Raw genomic sequence first — 18,594 nt, forward strand, 5'->3', positions numbered from 1 at the left:
TAGAGTTACATAAGAATAAATAATTATATTTACCATATATTGCTATACGACAATTAACTCTTCAAGTTCTTGCATACTTAAACCCGATACTCTTTCGATAAATGAAAGTTCGAAATTCTCTTTCAATAAATTTTGTGCTAATTCTAACTGCACTATTTTCCTTCCAATTTCAATACCTTCTGTTTTACCTAATTCAATACCTTCTGTTTTGCCTAATTCAATACCTTCTGTTTTGCCTAATTCAATACCTTCTGTTTTACCTAATTCAATACCTTCTGTTTTACCTATTTCGAATCCTTCATCTATACCTAATTTAAATCCTTTATTTTCTAATCGCCATGCTATATTCATAATTACCTCTCTGTGGTTACCTATTTGTTCAGCTATCTTATTTATAATAAATTCAAAGTCTGATGCATCCATGATTGAGAATAAGTATTGTATAACAGCAACAGTATCTTCATCCCTGCAATTTTTCTGATTTATTGCTTTTGATAGAAGCATCGCAACCTTATTAAGATCACTACAACTATTAACATGTTTCATAGCAATTTCCATTACGGCTGCTTTCTTATGTGTCAATAAAATACCATCATCAATTGAGGTCAAATCAATTAAAGAGAAATCATTAAAATAAAGCTTGTTAGCAAGTGAAGAAAGGGGTAAACATTCCATCCAATTAACTGGGAAAGGATAAGGTTTTTTCTTTCCATGGTAAAACAAGATTGGAACGACGAGAGGCAAAGATTTATAACCTTGTTGTAAATGCTGATTCATTGTGCAAAATGCGTAATGCATCATACGCCAAGCTATCATTTTATCCGGCCTAGATTGATGCTCTATCAGTAAATATATTGGAACATCACCCTCTTTTGTTTTCACCAAATACAAAATATCAGACATTCGAGAACGTAATTTGATATCAATAAAAGAAGAATTCTGTAATTGCAAAGTTGAGAAATCACAATAACTTTTTAACTCTTCAGACAAATGGATAAAGAAAAAATCTTTGGCATTACTGACATTCATCATAAAACGTTTAAATGCAGAATCATGAGAAGATATTGATATAGGCTTATTCATAGCGAGCTCCATGGCGAATTTGGACTGCTAGCTTACAGAAAAAAATGTATTTTCCTTAATAGAAAGTCATCATAATTATCTGAAATATATAAGTTAATTATAAATCTTAAATAAATTTGTAAGAATACCCCCAAATAACCCCGATATTTATCGAGGCTATTTATTAAGACTTATTCAGTATCAGTCTATTGTTTAATAAACCAGATAAAACATACTTTATATAAGCTCTATCACTGATTATTTATCTACTACAATATGTTTATTAATCACTTCATATTCATCATTACCAACCATTCGGGCAAATTTTGCTACCGAATCGGTACTTAATGCATATAAACGTTTTAATGCATAAGGATTATCACCTAAACGCACTTTTCCTTGTTGTGTTGTCACCGCCACCGACATATCCGCCGCTTTTGAAGCATCGATGGCTTGTTGATTATATCCACCAAAAGGATAAGCAAAAGCATATTGATGAGGGTTAAGCAAACGTAATACTCGCTGTGACCGTTGTAAATCAAGCACGATAGAATGATATTGACGACTAAAAATTATCGGTCTTTTTTGTTTATCTAGCCGATGTAAAAAATGGGAGTGTGACTGAATATCAAAAACATCACGGCTTATTTTTAGCTCTTGCCAGCTCATAAATTGTAATGTGTCTGGTGCCCATTTTTGCATTTTTGATTTTACTCTTGATGAAATAACAAATAGCGTCGCTCGCTGATCATTTTGTTTTAAAATCGGATAAGCATAGCGATAAACTGATTGCAGCCCATCATCAAATGTTACCGCCACCGCACGCCCCGGTAAATTTACATCTTTATTTAAATATCCTGCAATTTGATTAAGAGAAAGCGTTTCATAGCCCGCCTCTTTTAAATAATTCATTTGTTCTGTAAATGCAGTCAATGATGTGGTTGTTGACGTATGGCAAAAGTTACGGTTTTCTGTTGTCTTTAAAATATGATGGTAAGTCAGTACAGGTATGCCTAAATCAGGTTTCACATCATAAGCCGAGATATAACCAAGGCGATCTCCCAAAGAAATAACAAACCAAGATAATTGACTACCATCTTGAGCGTTTTTAGTTATACGAGATAAAACAGGGTAACGTAAATTTGATAATAATGTCGCGATAGGTGCGCTGGCTTTATCGTCTTCTCGATAAACAGGCGTATTTTTTGTTGTAATGAGGTATTCGTAGATTGGGTAATCTAATTGGCTAGCATCACTAGATAGAAAATGTGTTTTCTTATGAGGTTGAATACGTGCAACATCTTCAAAATAACCATCTTCAAGATAGCCGCTTTCAAGATAACCATGAGCATTACCAAACTGTAATTTATGGTAATCCCCAGCAGATTCAGAAAGATAAAAACCTTGGTTAGGATAAAGCTCTGCAACTGCACGAAGTTTGTCACCAACAAAAGCATAAAGCGTTTTTTGCTGACGAAGTTGCATAAGCGTTGTGGGTGGTGTTGCTAAATCCCATTGAGCTTCTGTTGGGACCCCTCTTTCTGAGGTATTTGCCCATACAGTACCGGTAAAAACAAAAAATAAAATAATCAATTGATTAGTAATTACTTTTACCATTTTTTTGCCTACTTATGTAGAACGGAAACAAAAAATGCCCTCACAATGGAGGGCATTTCAATCTAATATAAATCAGATTTTATTCTTTGAAGCCACCGAAACCAGCATTCAGTAATTCTGCTAAGTTAGCAGATGCTTCATCAGCGCTGACTGTTGTTTCAGTTTCATCAGTTGGTAACTGCTGATGACGACGTTTGATACGATCCTGATGGTAAGCAAAACCAGTACCTGCTGGGATTAAACGACCAACAATTACGTTCTCTTTTAAGCCACGTAATTCGTCACGTTTACCCGCGACAGCTGCTTCTGTCAGAACGCGCGTTGTTTCTTGGAACGACGCTGCTGAGATAAAGGATTCAGTTGCCAGTGATGCTTTAGTGATACCTAATAGGTCACGAGCATAAGTCGCTGGTACTTTTCCATCATCTTCAAGAACACGGTTCGATACTTTAACGCGAGCGTATTCAACTTGTTCACCTTCGAGGAATTCAGAACTTCCTGCATTCTCGATAGTGACTTTACGTAGCATCTGACGAACGATAACTTCGATGTGTTTATCGTTAATCTTAACGCCTTGTAAGCGGTAAACTTCCTGTACTTCATTAGTGATATAGCGAGTTACCGCATGAACACCACGTAAGCGCAGGATGTCGTGTGGTGATTCTGGACCATCGGAGATTACATCACCGCGTTCCACAACCTCACCCTCAAATACGTTAAGCTGACGCCATTTAGGGATCATCTCTTCGTATGCGTCGCTACCATCTAATGGAGAGATAACCAGGCGACGTTTGCCTTTCGTCTCTTTACCAAACGATACAATACCGCTGATTTCAGCAAGAATTGCAGGCTCTTTAGGACGACGAGCTTCAAACAGGTCAGCAACGCGTGGCAGACCACCGGTGATATCTTTAGTACCGCCAGATTCTTGTGGAATACGCGCTAAAGTATCACCTGCGTTGATTGCAATACCATCGTCTAATTGAACGATAGCTTTACCTGGCAGGAAGTATTGAGCTGGCATATCAGTATTCGGGATTAATACATCTTTACCTTGTGCATCGGTGATGCGCAATGCTGGACGTAAATCTTTACCGCTACCTGTACGCTCTGCTGAATCCAGAACAACCAGTGAAGAAAGACCTGTTAATTCATCAGTCTGACGAATGATGGTTTGACCATCAACCATGTCAGCAAAACGAATGATACCAGAGACTTCACTCACAACTGGCATTGTATGCGGATCCCAGTTTGCAACTGTTTCGCCACCGTTAACAGCTTCACCATCACCTTTAGACAGCTGAGCACCGTAAGGTACTTTATAGCTCTCTTTCGTACGACCGAATTCATCAATAAGACGTAATTCAGTGTTACGAGAAGTGATAACTAATTTACCTGCTGTATTAGCGATAAATTTAGCGTTAAACAGTTTCAAAGTACCCTTGTTACGTACTTGAATGCTTGATTCTGCCGCCGCACGAGATGCCGCACCACCGATGTGGAATGTACGCATCGTTAACTGTGTACCCGGCTCACCGATTGACTGAGCCGCAATAACACCGATAGCTTCACCTTTGTTGATGATATGACCACGAGCAAGGTCACGACCATAACAGTTAGCACACACACCAAAGTCTGTGTTACAGGTTACAACTGAACGAACTTTAACGCTGTCAACTGAGTTTTCTTCTAACAGGTCACACAGTTTTTCGTTAAGCAGTGTGTTACGTGGAACAAGAATATCAGCGGTACCTGGTTTCAGAATATCTTCTGCAGCCACACGGCCTAATACACGTTCACGTAGTGGTTCTTTAACATCACCACCTTCGATGACCGGAGTCATCATGACACCTTCGGTAGTACCACAGTCACTTTCTGTTACGACTAAGTCTTGTGCAACGTCAACTAAACGACGAGTCAAGTAACCGGAGTTTGCTGTTTTCAGTGCGGTATCCGCCAAACCTTTACGAGCACCGTGAGTTGAGATGAAGTACTGGAGTACGTTCAGACCTTCACGGAAGTTCGCTGTGATTGGGGTTTCGATGATTGAACCATCTGGTTTAGCCATCAGACCACGCATACCTGCTAACTGACGGATCTGTGCAGCAGAACCACGAGCACCGGAGTCAGCCATCATAAAGATGCTGTTAAACGATACTTGTTGTTCTTCAACGCCATCACGGTTAATTACAGTTTCTGTAGACAGGTTTTCCATCATCGCTTTCGCTACGCGCTCATTCGCCGCAGCCCAAATATCGATGACTTTGTTATAACGTTCGCCCGCTGTTACCAGACCGGATTGGAACTGTTCCTGAATTTCTGCAACTTCCGCTTCTGCTTCTGCAATGATCTCTGCTTTTTTCGCAGGGATGACCATGTCATCGATACCTACAGAGGCACCAGAACGTGCAGCGTAAGCAAAACCGGTATACATGATTTGGTCAGCAAAAATAACCGTTGGCTTCAAGCCCATTACGCGGTAACAGGTATTAAGCATTTTAGAAATGGCTTTTTTACCTAATGGTTGGTTAACCAACTCATAAGGTAGACCTTTAGGTACGATCATCCACAAAATAGCGCGACCAACTGTCGTGTCTCTTAAGCTAGTATTTGTAGTGACGTTACCTTCGCCATCTCTGATCTCTTCAGTAATACGTACTTTTACGCGAGCGTGCAGTGAAGCTAAGCCAGCGCGATAAACGCGTTCTGCTTCTTTTGGCCCACTGAGCACCATGCCTTCACCTTTGGCATTAATGCAGTCACGCGTCATGTAGTACAGACCTAATACAACGTCCTGTGAAGGAACGATGATTGGGTCACCACTTGCTGGAGACAGGATATTGTTTGTTGACATCATCAGCGCACGAGCTTCTAACTGTGCTTCTAATGTCAGTGGTACGTGAACCGCCATTTGGTCACCATCGAAGTCGGCGTTATATGCCGCACAAACGAGTGGATGTAACTGAATAGCTTTACCTTCGATAAGGATAGGTTCAAATGCCTGAATACCTAAACGGTGAAGTGTTGGTGCACGGTTTAACATAACTGGGTGTTCACGGATAACTTCATCTAAGATATCCCAAACAACCGCTTCTTCACGCTCAACCATTTTTTTAGCGGCTTTAATCGTTGTCGCTAAACCACGGGTTTCCAGTTTTCCGTAAATAAATGGTTTGAATAATTCAAGAGCCATTTTCTTCGGTAGACCACACTGATGCAGACGCAGGTATGGACCAACGGTGATTACAGAACGACCAGAATAGTCAACACGTTTACCTAACAGGTTTTGACGGAAACGACCTTGTTTACCTTTGATCATATCAGCCAAAGATTTCAGAGGACGTTTGTTAGAACCTGTAATTGCACGACCACGACGACCGTTATCTAATAACGCATCCACAGACTCTTGCAACATACGTTTTTCGTTACGTACGATAATGTCTGGCGCTGCTAAATCAAGCAGGCGTTTTAAACGGTTGTTACGGTTGATCACGCGACGATATAAATCATTCAGGTCAGATGTCGCAAAACGACCACCATCAAGTGGAACCAGTGGACGTAAGTCTGGTGGTAACACAGGCAGTACAGTTAAGATCATCCATTCCGGTTTATTGCCTGATTGAATGAATGCTTCAAGTAACTTGATACGTTTGGTCAGTTTCTTACGTTTAGTTTCAGAGTTAGTCTCATTTAACTCTTCACGCAACGTTTCACACTCTTGTTCCAGATCCATACTCTGTAACAAGTTCTGAACAGCTTCTGCACCCATCTTCGCATCAAATTCGTCACCGAATTCTTCTAATGCGTCGAGGTATTGCTCTTCTGTTAAGATTTGACCGCGTTCAAGGCTAGTCATACCGCCTTCAACAACAACGTAAGATTCAAAATACAGCACACGTTCAATATCGCGCAGTGGCATATCCAGCAGCAGACCGATACGGGACGGCAATGATTTTAAGAACCAGATGTGCGCTACAGGAGAAGCTAATTCGATGTGACCCATACGTTCACGACGAACTTTAGTTTGTGTAACTTCAACGCCACACTTCTCACAAATAACACCACGGTGTTTTAAACGTTTGTATTTACCACACAAACATTCGTAATCTTTTACTGGTCCGAAAATACGGGCACAGAAAAGACCGTCACGTTCTGGTTTGAACGTACGGTAGTTAATTGTTTCTGGCTTTTTCACTTCACCGAATGACCATGAACGAATCATGTCCGGTGATGCCAGAGCAATTTTGATCGCATCAAACTCTTCGGTCTTGGTTTGCGCTTTCAGAAACTTTAATAAGTCTTTCACGAAATGGCTCCTGTCGGAGTTAGACCTGCCAGGCAAATGACCCCTGTCATTCACCCCTTTAATCCAGTGTAGTCACTGTTTAGTAGACTGCCATTTCTGACAGTCTACCTTTATGGAATCCGTTATTCGTCTTCCAATTCGATGTTGATACCCAGTGAGCGGATCTCTTTCAACAATACGTTGAACGATTCTGGCATACCTGGTTCCATCTGATGGTTACCATCAACGATGTTTTTATACATTTTGGTACGACCGTTAACGTCATCTGACTTAACAGTAAGCATTTCTTGAAGAGTATAAGCTGCACCATATGCTTCCAGTGCCCACACTTCCATCTCCCCGAAACGCTGTCCACCAAACTGAGCTTTACCACCAAGAGGTTGTTGAGTAACCAGACTGTACGAACCTGTAGAACGGGCGTGCATCTTGTCATCAACTAAGTGGTTCAGTTTCAGCATGTACATGTAACCAACAGTTACTGGACGCTCAAATTGTTCACCAGTACGACCATCGAATAGTGTAATCTGACCTGAGGTTGGAAGATCTGCTAATTTAAGCATCTCTTTAATTTCCATCTCTTCAGCACCATCAAACACTGGTGTTGCGGTTGGCATACCTTTTTTCAGGTTTTCAGCCAGACGTAACACTTCTTCATCACTGAAAGTATCTAAGTCAACTTTCTGACGAGGTGCCATACCCAGATCATAAGCTTTCTGGATAAACTCACGTAACTTAGCCACTTCCTGTTGCTGTTTCAGCATCGCGTTGATTTTATCACCGATACCTTTTGCAGCCATACCCAAGTGGGTTTCTAGGATCTGACCAATGTTCATACGTGATGGTACGCCCAGTGGGTTCAGTACGAGGTCAACAGGATTACCGTTTTCATCGTATGGCATGTCTTCAATTGGGTTAATCTTAGAGATAACACCCTTGTTACCATGACGACCCGCCATCTTATCACCCGGTTGGATCTGACGTTTAACAGCCAGATAAACCTTAACGATCTTCAGCACGCCAGGTGCTAAGTCATCACCTTGGGTGATTTTACGGCGTTTAGCTTCCAGTTTCTTCGCAAACTCAGCCTTCAGTTCATCATACTGTTCAGCTAATTGTTCTAACTGGTTTTGCTTCTCTTCATCAGCAATACCCAGTTCTAACCAACGTTCGCGAGGTAATTTGTCTAATTTCTCAGCTTCAATACCGCCAGCAATCAGAACACCACGGATACGAGCGAAAAGACCAGCTTCAAAGATACGCAGTTCTTCAGTTAAGTCTTTCTTAACTTCACGTAACTGTGATTCTTCAATTTCTAATGCACGTTTATCTTTTTCTACGCCATCACGAGTAAATACTTGTACGTCGATAACTGTACCAGATACACCGTTAGGAACGCGTAAAGAAGAGTCTTTAACATCAGACGCTTTTTCACCAAAAATTGCGCGCAGCAGTTTCTCTTCTGGGGTCAGTTGAGTTTCACCTTTAGGTGTTACTTTACCAACTAGAATGTCTCCGCCTTTCACTTCAGCACCGATATAAACGATACCTGATTCATCCAGTTTAGATAATGCAGCTTCACCCACATTAGGGATGTCCGCAGTAATCTCTTCAGGCCCTAATTTGGTGTCACGAGACACACAAGCAAGTTCTTGAATATGGATAGTAGTGAAACGGTCTTCTTGAACAACACGTTCAGATACGAGGATGGAGTCCTCATAGTTATAACCATTCCATGGCATGAATGCCACGCGCATGTTTTGACCTAATGCTAATTCACCGAGGTCTGTTGAAGGACCATCAGCTAGCACATCACCGCGTTCAACAGGTTCGCCTAAAGAAACACAAGGTGTTTGGTTAATACATGTGTTCTGGTTAGAACGGGTATATTTAGTCAAGCTATAAATGTCAATGCCCGCTTCGCCAGCATAAGTCTCTTCTTCGTTAACTTTAATAACGATACGAGAAGCATCAACGTACTGAACAGTACCACCACGTTTTGCAACAGCAGTAACACCTGAGTCAACCGCTACAGCACGCTCCATACCTGTACCTACCAGTGGTTTATCACCACGAAGTGTAGGAACAGCCTGACGTTGCATGTTCGCACCCATCAATGCACGGTTGGCGTCATCGTGTTCAAGGAATGGGATCAGTGATGCACCGACAGAAACAACCTGTTGAGTTGAAACGTCCATGTACTGAACTTGATCACGACTAAATAAGCTTGACTCACCTCTATGACGGCAAGTAACTAACTCTTCCACAAAGTGGTTATCATCGTCTAATACGGAGTTAGCCTGAGCAATGATGAAGTTACCTTCTTCAATTGCTGACAGATAGTGAATTTCATCTGTTACAGCGTTGTTTTCAACAACACGGTAAGGCGTTTCAAGGAATCCGTACTCATTGGTCTGTGCATAAACAGATAATGAGTTAATAAGACCGATGTTTGGACCTTCAGGCGTTTCGATAGGACACACACGACCATAGTGCGTTGGGTGTACGTCTCGAACTTCAAAGCCTGCACGTTCACGGGTCAAACCACCTGGGCCTAATGCAGAAATACGACGTTTGTGCGTAATTTCTGATAGCGGGTTATTCTGATCCATAAACTGTGATAACTGACTTGAGCCAAAGAATTCTTTGACAGCAGCAGAAATCGGTTTAGCGTTGATCATATCTTGTGGCATCAGTGCATCAAGATCGCCTAAAGATAGACGCTCTTTAACTGCACGTTCAACACGCACCAGACCAACACGGAATTGGTTTTCAGCCATTTCACCGACAGAACGGATACGACGGTTACCTAAGTGGTCGATATCATCCACTTCGCCTTTACCATTACGGATATCAATCAGTTTTTTCATCACTTCAATGATATCTTCTTGGCTCAGGATACCTGACCCTTCAATTTCTTGACGGTTTAAAGAACGGTTGAACTTCATACGACCAACAGCAGAAAGATCATAACGATCTTCAGAGAAGAATAAATTCTCAAATAAGTTTTCTGCGGCTTCGCGTGTAGGTGGTTCACCAGGACGCATCATGCGATAAATTTCAACTAATGCGCTTAAGCGATCATTGGTAGGATCGACACGAACAGTTTCTGAAATATAAGCACCATGATCTAAGTCATTGGTAAACAGAGTTTCTATCGTCTTATGACCGGCTTGACTTAGGCGAGCTAACACATCTAAAGAGATTTCCATGTTAGCAGCACAAATCAATTCGCCTGTAGCTTCATCAATATAGTCACGAGCAACCACTTTACCTGCAATATATTCAACAGGTACTTCAATGCGGTTAACTTCTTCTTTCTCTAATTGACGGATATGACGAGCAGTAATACGACGGCCTTTTTCGACATATACTTTGCCGTTTGCTTCGATATCAAATGAAGCAGTTTCACCACGCAGACGTTCAGGCACTAACGTCATCATCAGTTTGTTGTTGCTGATTTCAAACGTTGTTTTTTCGAAGAACAGATTCAGAATGTCTTCGGTGCTGTAGTTCATTGCGCGTAAAATGATAGTCGCTGGTAATTTACGGCGACGGTCAATACGGACAAAAAGGTTATCTTTAGGGTCGAATTCAAAGTCTAACCAAGAGCCACGATAAGGGATAATACGCGCGTTATACAATACCTTACCTGAAGAGTGTGTTTTACCTTTGTCACTATCAAAGAACACACCAGGGCTACGGTGTAACTGGGAAACGATAACACGCTCAGTACCATTGATGACAAAAGTACCGTTATCGGTCATTAATGGGATTTCACCCATATAGACTTCTTGTTCTTTAATGTCTTTAACGGTGCCTTCTGGCGCTTCACGTTCATAAATGACCAGACGCAGTTTTACACGCAATGGTGCAGAATAAGTTACACCGCGGATCTGACATTCTTTAACATCAAAAACAGGCTCGCCAAGGCGGTAACTGACATATTGTAGTTCAGCATTACCACTGTAGCTTTGAATTGGAAATACGGAACGGAAAGCTGCTTCCAGACCATTTTGTCCATCAGGATCTTGCTCGATAAACTTCTGGAACGAGTCAAGTTGGATAGAAAGGAGATAGGGAATGTCCAGAACTTGTGGACGTTTACCAAAATCCTTACGAATACGTTTTTTCTCGGTATAGGAGTAAACCATAGGGTTCCTCAGCTCGCTGAAAAGTGACCCACTTTGCCGGCACTTAGTTATTAAGGACGACACGACATTCTGCTAACACTATTTTTTGTAGGTAGGAAAATTAACATTTTCCATAATACTTATTGCTATTACTCTTAAACCATTTCATTGCATTGTATGACTACCGAGCTTTTGGAAAAACGTGGATCGTAGTCGTAATACAGTATATTAAGTCGTCAATAGCAAAAAATATTTAGGTGAAGAGGAAGCCAAAAAGTGTGAAAAAGCTACTCTTACCTTACAGCGCAAAAAGGCTGGTGACCAAATAATCACCAGCCATCAGCCGTTAGGCTGCACTCTGGGAAGTTAAATTATTTAACTTCAACCTCAGCGCCTGCTTCTTCCAGAGCTTTCTTCAGAGTTTCAGCGTCGTCTTTGCTGATGCCTTCTTTCAGAGCTGCTGGTGCAGATTCTACTAAGTCTTTAGCTTCTTTCAGGCCAAGACCGGTAGCGCCACGTACTGCTTTGATTACTGCTACTTTGTTACCGCCGATAGCTTTCAGGATAACGTCAAATTCAGTTTTCTCTTCAGCAGCTTCTGCTGGACCCGCAGCAACAGCAACAGCTGCAGCAGCAGATACACCGAATTTTTCTTCCATCATAGAGATCAGTTCAACAACGTCCATTACAGACATTTCAGCAACTGCGTTTAAGATATCGTCTTTAGAAATAGACATAACAAGTGTTCCTAAAATTCAGAAAAAGTTTATACGTAAATAAAGCAACGAAGAAATTGGCTATTAAGCAGCTTCTTTCTGATCGCGTAGAGCAGCCAGAGTGCGAACCAATTTGCCGGCAGCGGCTTCTTTCATGGTTGCCATCAGGCGTGCGATTGCTTCATCGTAAGTTGGGAGTGTAGCCAGACGATCAATGTTCGAACCTGGGATAAACTCACCTTCAAAGGCAGCTGCTTTAATCTCGAATGCTGGGTTCGCTTTAGCGAAATCTTTGAACAAACGAGCTGCAGCGCCCGGATGTTCGAAAGAGAAAGCAATCAAGGTTGGACCAACAAATACGTCTTTCAGTACATCGTAAGAAGTACCTTCAACTGCACGACGCAGCAGTGTGTTACGTACTACACGTACAGTAACACCAGCATCACGACATGCTTTACGCAGTTCGGTCATTTTTGCTACAGTTACGCCGCGAGAATCCGCAACAACTGCAGAAAGCGCACCTTTGGCAACTTCGCTGACTTCAGCAACAATCGCTTGTTTGTCTTGAAGATTTAGTGCCATTAGCTTCTTGCTCCTGGATTAACCGAGTAAAACTCGGACTCACATCACTTATTACCACAATGGAAATAAGCGCTAAAACACGGTGAGCAGAATCCAGAATATAAAATTCTTTTTGGCTCTCTCACCGTCTACGCAGGAAAATTAAGTAATTACTTACACCTGCGGTCTTGGACGGGGTCTGGATAGGCCAGACTCCAACCGAAATTTGGGAATTTAGTTATGTTCACTCAAATAAAAAATGTAACATAGCTAAACTCAAGGCGTCAAATTCTATACAAATTTGACGCCAAGGTAAAGTCTTTTATGACTCAAAGTCTAATCGAAGATTAAACTGTTGCGTTCAGACCAGCTTGATCAATAGCAACACCTGCACCCATAGTGGTAGACAGGCTTACTTTCTTGATATAAACGCCTTTCGCTGCTGATGGTTTTGCTTTTTTCAGAGCAATCAACAGTGATTCTAAGTTTTCTTTCAACTGAGTTTCATTGAAATCAACTTTACCGATAGTGGTATGGATAATACCATTTTTGTCGTTACGGTAACGAACCTGACCTGCTTTAGCATTTTTAACTGCTTCAGCAACGTTAGGAGTTACAGTACCCACTTTCGGGTTTGGCATTAAGCCACGTGGTCCTAAGATTTGACCTAATTGACCTACAACGCGCATTGCATCTGGAGATGCGATAACAACGTCAAAGTCCATTTCGCCAGCTTTAACTTTAGCAGCTAAGTCATCCATACCCACTAATTCTGCACCAGCTTCTTTCGCAGCTTCAGCATTTGCACCTTGTGCAAATACAGCAACGCGAACTGAACGGCCAGTACCGTGTGGCAGAACAGTAGCACCACGAACGTTTTGGTCTGATTTACGAGCATCGATGCCGAGATTAACAGCAACATCAACACTTTCAACGAATTTAGCAGTAGCCAGTTCTTTCAGTAATGCTATCGCTTCAGCGATGTCATACTGTTTAGTTACTTCTACTTTCTCACGGATGTTGCGCATACGCTTGGTTAGTTTAGCCATCAGATTAATCCTCCACTACCAGGCCCATGGAACGAGCAGTACCTTCAATTGAACGCATCATAGCTTCAATATCAGCACCAGTCAGGTCCGCAGCTTTAGTTTCCGCGATTTCACGAACTTGAGCAGTAGTAATTTTACCTACTTTCTCTTTGTTCGGTTTACCAGAACCTGATTTCAGGCCCGCAGCTTTTTTCAGCAGTACTGCTGCTGGAGGCGTTTTGGTAATGAAAGTAAAAGAACGGTCTGCGTAAACAGTAATAACAACAGGGATTGGTAAACCTTTTTCAACGCTTTCAGTTTTAGCATTGAACGCTTTACAGAATTCCATGATGTTAACACCTTGTTGACCCAGAGCTGGACCAACTGGTGGACTTGGATTAGCCATACCTGCTGAAACTTGCAGCTTGATATAGGCTTGGACTTTCTTAGCCATTAATTAATTCCTCAATTTGGGTATATCGCCCGGCTAGGGCTCCCCGATTTTACTTTGCCTCACGCAATTGCAAGACAACTCAAAACGAAAGGTGGAAAATTGTAGTTAACTTTTCCACCTTTTGCAAGAAAAGCGATGTAAAAAGGTTTAGCCTTTTTCTACCTGACCAAAGTCTAGTTCAACTGGGGTCGCACGACCGAAGATAGAAACAGAAACTTTTAAGCGGCTTTTCTCGTAATCCACTTCTTCTACAACACCATTAAAGTCAGCAAATGGACCATCACTAACACGAACCATTTCACCTGGTTCAAACAGTGTTTTAGGACGAGGTTTATCACCAACTTGTTGTAAGCGATTCATTATCGCATCAACTTCTTTGTCGCTAATTGGTGCTGGGCGGTCTGATGTTCCGCCGATAAAACCCATCACACGTGGTACGTTACGTACTAAATGCCAAGTCGCATCATTCATGACCATTTGGACAAGTACATAACCTGGGAAAAATTTACGCTCACTTTTACGACGTTGTCCACTACGGATCTCAACAACTTCTTCTGTTGGAACCATAACTTCGCCGAATGAGTCTTCCATTTCGTTTAACTTGATATGTTCACGTAAAGACTGTGCAACACGGCCTTCAAAGCCAGAAAATGCCTGAATGACATACCAGCGTTTTTTTGGAGAATCAGTCATGGACACCTCACAGGCCAGTAATAAATGAAACTAAACGAACCAGAATGCCATCCAGTCCCCAAAGAACTAATGACACAATAGCCGTCACCGCAGCAACAATTAATGTTGTTTGCAATGTTTCTTGACGCGTTGGCCATACTACCTTACGCATTTCAATACGGGCTTCGCGTGCAAAAGCTAATGTTGCCTTGCCTTGTGTTGTCCACAATGCGATCCCGCCTGCTGCTACGAACAAAGCAACTACAGCCAAAGCTCGTAAAGCAAGGTTAAATTCACGATAAAGATAGTTGCCACCCACAGCTACTGCCAATAGTAAAACGGCAACGATCCATTTGGTAATATCACCACCGCGTTTGCTATCTTGAGCTCCGCTATTCGCACTCATAAATTAACCTGTCACTATGATGTAAATAAATAGCCAGCTTGCCTCGCAAGAGCAAAACAAATCAGACTAACCATAAAATCAGCTATGATTGCATCTGACACAGCGTCATATTATCTATGACATTCGTATCTGCAAGATACTGGACTCGATTTGTTGTATCAGAGCCTATCTCACCAATAATTTCGTTAAAACTAGTGATGAGATAGGTTCTTTTTCAAACAACGCATAAAAAGGGCATCATTCGATGCCCTTTTCAAGCAATAAGTTAGAAATTAACTTAATACTTTAGCAACAACACCTGCGCCTACTGTACGGCCACCTTCACGGATAGCGAAACGTAAACCGTCGTCCATCGCGATAGGGTGAATCAGTTCAACGATCATGTTGATGTTGTCACCTGGCATTACCATTTCTACGCCTTCTGGTAATTCGATAGTACCAGTTACGTCAGTTGTACGGAAGTAGAACTGTGGACGGTAACCTTTGAAGAATGGAGTGTGACGACCACCTTCATCTTTGCTCAGGATATAAACTTCTGATTCGAATTTAGTGTGTGGCTTGATTGAACCTGGTTTAGCCAGTACTTGTCCACGTTCGATTTCTTCACGTTTAGTACCACGCAGAAGAACACCTACGTTCTCACCTGCACGACCTTCGTCAAGTAATTTACGGAACATTTCAACGCCAGTACAAGTTGTTTTAACTGTGTCTTTAATACCAACAATCTCAACTTCTTCACCAACTTTAACAACACCACGCTCTACACGGCCTGTTACTACTGTACCACGACCAGAGATTGAGAATACGTCTTCGATAGGCAGCAGGAATGGTTTGTCAATTGCACGCTCTGGTTCTGGGATGTAAGAATCCAGTGCTTCTGCTAATTTAACAATTTGTGCTTCCCACTCAGCTTCGCCTTCCAGTGCTTTCAGCGCTGAACCACGGATTACTGGAGTGTCATCACCTGGGAAATCGTACTGAGACAGAAGTTCACGAACTTCCATTTCTACTAATTCCAGCAGTTCTTCATCATCAACCATGTCACATTTGTTCAGGAATACGATGATGTAAGGAACACCAACCTGGCGACCTAACAGGATGTGCTCACGAGTTTGTGGCATTGGGCCATCAGTCGCAGCAACAACCAGGATAGCGCCATCCATTTGCGCAGCACCAGTGATCATGTTTTTAACATAGTCGGCGTGACCTGGGCAGTCTACGTGTGCGTAGTGACGGCTTGGGGTGTCATATTCTACGTGTGAAGTAGAGATGGTGATACCACGAGCTTTTTCTTCTGGTGCGTTATCGATTTGATCGAATGCACGAGCAGCACCACCGTAAGTTTTAGCTAAAACTGTAGTGATTGCAGCAGTCAGAGTTGTTTTACCGTGGTCAACGTGGCCGATAGTACCAACGTTAACGTGCGGTTTTGAACGTTCAAATTTTTCTTTAGACACGACTATATTCCTTAATATCGCTCCCTCTAGCAGAGGGAGCGTAAACTAAATTGAACTCGAAAGGATCTTATTTCGCTTTACGAGCTTCGATAATAGCCTGAGCGACGTTGCTAGGCGCTTCGCTGTACTTCAAGAACTCCATAGAGTAAGAAGCACGACCCTGAGTTTGTGAACGCAGGTCAGTTGCATAACCGAACATTTCAGCCAGTGGTACTTGAGCACGGATGATCTTACCGGTAGGCAAATCGTCCATACCTTCAACCATACCACGACGACGGTTTAAGTCACCGATAACGTCGCCCATGTAATCTTCTGGCGTTTCAATCTCAACTTTCATGACTGGCTCAAGCAGAATTGGCTTAGCTTTCATGAAGCCGTCTTTAAATGCCATTGACGCGGCAATTTTAAACGCGATTTCTGAGGAGTCAACATCATGGTAAGAACCATAATGTAAACGAGCCTTAATATCCACAACAGGATAACCTGCTAATGGACCAGATTTCAGCTGTTCTTGAATACCTTTATCAACAGCTGGGATGAATTCTTTAGGAATTACACCACCAACGATATCGTTTTCAAACACGTAGTTTTGCTCACCACCTGCTGGTAATGGAGACAGGTCAATAACAACATGACCATACTGACCACGACCACCAGATTGTTTCGCGTGTTTACCTTCGATATCAGTTACTGTATCGCGAATTGTTTCACGATAAGCGACCTGTGGTTTACCTACGTTCGCTTCAACTTTAAATTCGCGACGCATACGGTCAACCAGAACGTCTAAGTGTAACTCACCCATACCAGCGATGATTGTTTGACCAGTTTCTTCGTCGCTTGATACGCGGAAAGATGGATCTTCCTGAGCCAGACGGTTCAGAGCGATACCCATTTTTTCTTGGTCAACTTTAGTCTTAGGTTCGATAGCAACAGAGATAACTGGCTCTGGGAATTCCATACGTTCTAAGATGATTGGTGCATCTATCGCACATAAAGTATCACCTGTAGTTACGTCTTTCAGACCGATAGCAGCAGCGATGTCGCCTGCACGAACTTCTTTAATTTCTTCACGCTTATTAGCATGCATCTGAACAATACGGCCAAAACGTTCTTTTCTGTCTTTAACCGGGTTCAGAACTGTGTCACCAGAGTTTACAACACCTGAGTACACACGGAAGAATGTTAAGTTACCAACAAATGGGTCTGTAGCAATTTTGAATGCCAGTGCAGAGAATGGCTCTTCATCGCTTGAATGACGTTCTGCTGGGGTATCTTTACCATCTGGTAACATACCATTGATTGCAGCAACATCTGTTGGTGCTGGCAGGTATTCAATAACCGCATCCAGCATTGCCTGAACACCTTTGTTCTTAAATGCAGAACCACAGGTAACCAGGATAATTTCGTTATCCAGAACGCGCTTACGCAGAGCAGCTTTGATTTCTGCTTCTGTCAATTCTTCGCCGCCCAGATATTTGTCCATCAGTTCTTCTGATGCTTCAGCAGCAGATTCGATCAGGTTGTTGTGCCATTCGTCTGCTAAATCTTGCAGCTCTGCAGGAATGTCTTCGTATTCGAAGGTAACACCTTGATCTTCTTCACTCCAACGGATTGCTTTCATTTTGATTAAATCAACAACACCGGTGAAATGTTCTTCAGCGCCTACTGGGATCTGAAGAGGAACTGGGTTTGCAGCCAGACGCGTTTTGATTTGCTCAACAACACGCAGGAAGTTTGCACCCATACGGTCCATTTTGTTAACGAACGCGATACGTGGTACATGATATTTGTTAGCCTGGCGCCATACTGTTTCTGACTGAGGCTGAACACCACCAACTGCACAGTAAACCATAACCGCGCCATCAAGAACACGCATAGAACGTTCAACTTCGATAGTGAAGTCAACGTGACCTGGGGTGTCGATGATGTTTACACGGTGAGGCTCAAACTGTTTAGCCATACCAGACCAGAATGCAGTAGTTGCTGCGGATGTGATAGTAATACCACGCTCCTGCTCCTGCTCCATCCAGTCCATTGTTGCTGAACCTTCGTGAGTTTCACCAATTTTATGGTTTACACCGGTATAAAACAGAATACGTTCACTTGTAGTGGTTTTACCGGCATCGATGTGCGCACTGATACCGATGTTACGGTAACGTGCTATGGGGGTTTGACGAGCCATTTT

The 18,594-nt window shown here is 42.3% G+C and carries 12 protein-coding genes; all 12 read right to left on the minus strand.

The features are described 5' to 3' along the window. Positions 1–42: 42 nt before the first annotated feature. The 12 genes from PH4a_RS05475 to fusA all read right to left on the minus strand — a co-directional run bounded on the left by PH4a_RS05475 (position 43) and on the right by fusA (position 18,591). Positions 43–1,083 (minus strand): Rpn family recombination-promoting nuclease/putative transposase, encoded by a 1,041-nt coding sequence (locus PH4a_RS05475; protein ID WP_129038361.1) that lies wholly within the window; start codon positions 1,081–1,083, stop codon positions 43–45. A gap of 237 nt (positions 1,084–1,320) precedes the next feature. Further along, positions 1,321–2,679 carry a polysaccharide deacetylase family protein gene (locus PH4a_RS05480; protein ID WP_129038363.1) on the minus strand — a complete coding sequence of 453 codons (1,359 nt, stop codon included), beginning with the start codon at positions 2,677–2,679 and terminating at the stop codon, positions 1,321–1,323. Positions 2,680–2,758: 79 nt separating this feature from the next. After that, entirely contained in the window at positions 2,759–6,985 is a 4,227-nt protein-coding gene (rpoC, locus tag PH4a_RS05485; RefSeq protein WP_129038365.1) for a DNA-directed RNA polymerase subunit beta', read from the minus strand. A 122-nt stretch (positions 6,986–7,107) separates the two neighbouring features. Beyond that, a complete protein-coding gene (gene rpoB, locus PH4a_RS05490) occupies positions 7,108–11,136 on the minus strand; it encodes a DNA-directed RNA polymerase subunit beta (RefSeq protein ID WP_064718091.1) in 4,029 nt (1,342 codons plus the stop codon). Between the two features lie 350 nt (positions 11,137–11,486). After that, positions 11,487–11,852 carry a 50S ribosomal protein L7/L12 gene (rplL, locus tag PH4a_RS05495; protein WP_064718092.1) on the minus strand — a complete coding sequence of 122 codons (366 nt, stop codon included), beginning with the start codon at positions 11,850–11,852 and terminating at the stop codon, positions 11,487–11,489. A gap of 63 nt (positions 11,853–11,915) precedes the next feature. Continuing rightward, positions 11,916–12,413 carry a 50S ribosomal protein L10 gene (gene rplJ, locus PH4a_RS05500; RefSeq protein WP_064718093.1) on the minus strand — a complete coding sequence of 166 codons (498 nt, stop codon included), beginning with the start codon at positions 12,411–12,413 and terminating at the stop codon, positions 11,916–11,918. 326 nt (positions 12,414–12,739) lie between these two features. After that, positions 12,740–13,441: a 50S ribosomal protein L1 gene (gene rplA / locus PH4a_RS05505; protein WP_064718094.1), complete on the minus strand. Its 702-nt coding sequence runs from the start codon at positions 13,439–13,441 to the stop codon at positions 12,740–12,742. 4 nt (positions 13,442–13,445) lie between these two features. Next, complete coding sequence (rplK, locus tag PH4a_RS05510) at positions 13,446–13,874, minus strand: 50S ribosomal protein L11 (protein ID WP_129038367.1); 429 nt, start codon at positions 13,872–13,874, stop codon at positions 13,446–13,448. Positions 13,875–14,021: 147 nt separating this feature from the next. Beyond that, the gene (gene nusG / locus PH4a_RS05515; protein WP_064718096.1) at positions 14,022–14,567 is read right to left on the minus strand and encodes a transcription termination/antitermination protein NusG; all 546 of its coding nucleotides are present in this window, start codon (positions 14,565–14,567) and stop codon (positions 14,022–14,024) included. A 7-nt stretch (positions 14,568–14,574) separates the two neighbouring features. Continuing rightward, the gene (gene secE / locus PH4a_RS05520; RefSeq protein ID WP_064718097.1) at positions 14,575–14,952 is read right to left on the minus strand and encodes a preprotein translocase subunit SecE; all 378 of its coding nucleotides are present in this window, start codon (positions 14,950–14,952) and stop codon (positions 14,575–14,577) included. Between the two features lie 272 nt (positions 14,953–15,224). After that, positions 15,225–16,409, minus strand: coding sequence for an elongation factor Tu (tuf, locus tag PH4a_RS05525; RefSeq protein WP_129038369.1), 1,185 nt, complete (start codon positions 16,407–16,409; stop codon positions 15,225–15,227). A gap of 67 nt (positions 16,410–16,476) precedes the next feature. Next, positions 16,477–18,591: an elongation factor G gene (gene fusA / locus PH4a_RS05530; protein WP_129038371.1), complete on the minus strand. Its 2,115-nt coding sequence runs from the start codon at positions 18,589–18,591 to the stop codon at positions 16,477–16,479. Positions 18,592–18,594 lie beyond the last annotated feature (3 nt).

The sequence above is a fragment of the Proteus hauseri genome, from assembly GCF_004116975.1.
GTDB lineage: Bacteria > Pseudomonadota > Gammaproteobacteria > Enterobacterales > Enterobacteriaceae > Proteus > Proteus hauseri.

Excerpts from the sequence above, each read along its gene's own strand:
- PH4a_RS05475 (WP_129038361.1), bottom strand. The coding sequence starts at position 1,083 with ATGAATAAGCCTATATCAATATCTTCTCATGATTCTGCATTTAAACGT.
- PH4a_RS05480 (WP_129038363.1), bottom strand. The coding sequence starts at position 2,679 with ATGGTAAAAGTAATTACTAATCAATTGATTATTTTATTTTTTGTTTTT.
- rpoB (WP_064718091.1), bottom strand. The coding sequence starts at position 11,136 with ATGGTTTACTCCTATACCGAGAAAAAACGTATTCGTAAGGATTTTGGT.
- rplL (WP_064718092.1), bottom strand. The coding sequence starts at position 11,852 with ATGTCTATTTCTAAAGACGATATCTTAAACGCAGTTGCTGAAATGTCT.
- rplJ (WP_064718093.1), bottom strand. The coding sequence starts at position 12,413 with ATGGCACTAAATCTTCAAGACAAACAAGCGATTGTTGCTGAAGTCAGC.
- rplA (WP_064718094.1), bottom strand. The coding sequence starts at position 13,441 with ATGGCTAAACTAACCAAGCGTATGCGCAACATCCGTGAGAAAGTAGAA.
- rplK (WP_129038367.1), bottom strand. The coding sequence starts at position 13,874 with ATGGCTAAGAAAGTCCAAGCCTATATCAAGCTGCAAGTTTCAGCAGGT.
- nusG (WP_064718096.1), bottom strand. The coding sequence starts at position 14,567 with ATGACTGATTCTCCAAAAAAACGCTGGTATGTCATTCAGGCATTTTCT.
- secE (WP_064718097.1), bottom strand. The coding sequence starts at position 14,952 with ATGAGTGCGAATAGCGGAGCTCAAGATAGCAAACGCGGTGGTGATATT.
- fusA (WP_129038371.1), bottom strand. The coding sequence starts at position 18,591 with ATGGCTCGTCAAACCCCCATAGCACGTTACCGTAACATCGGTATCAGT.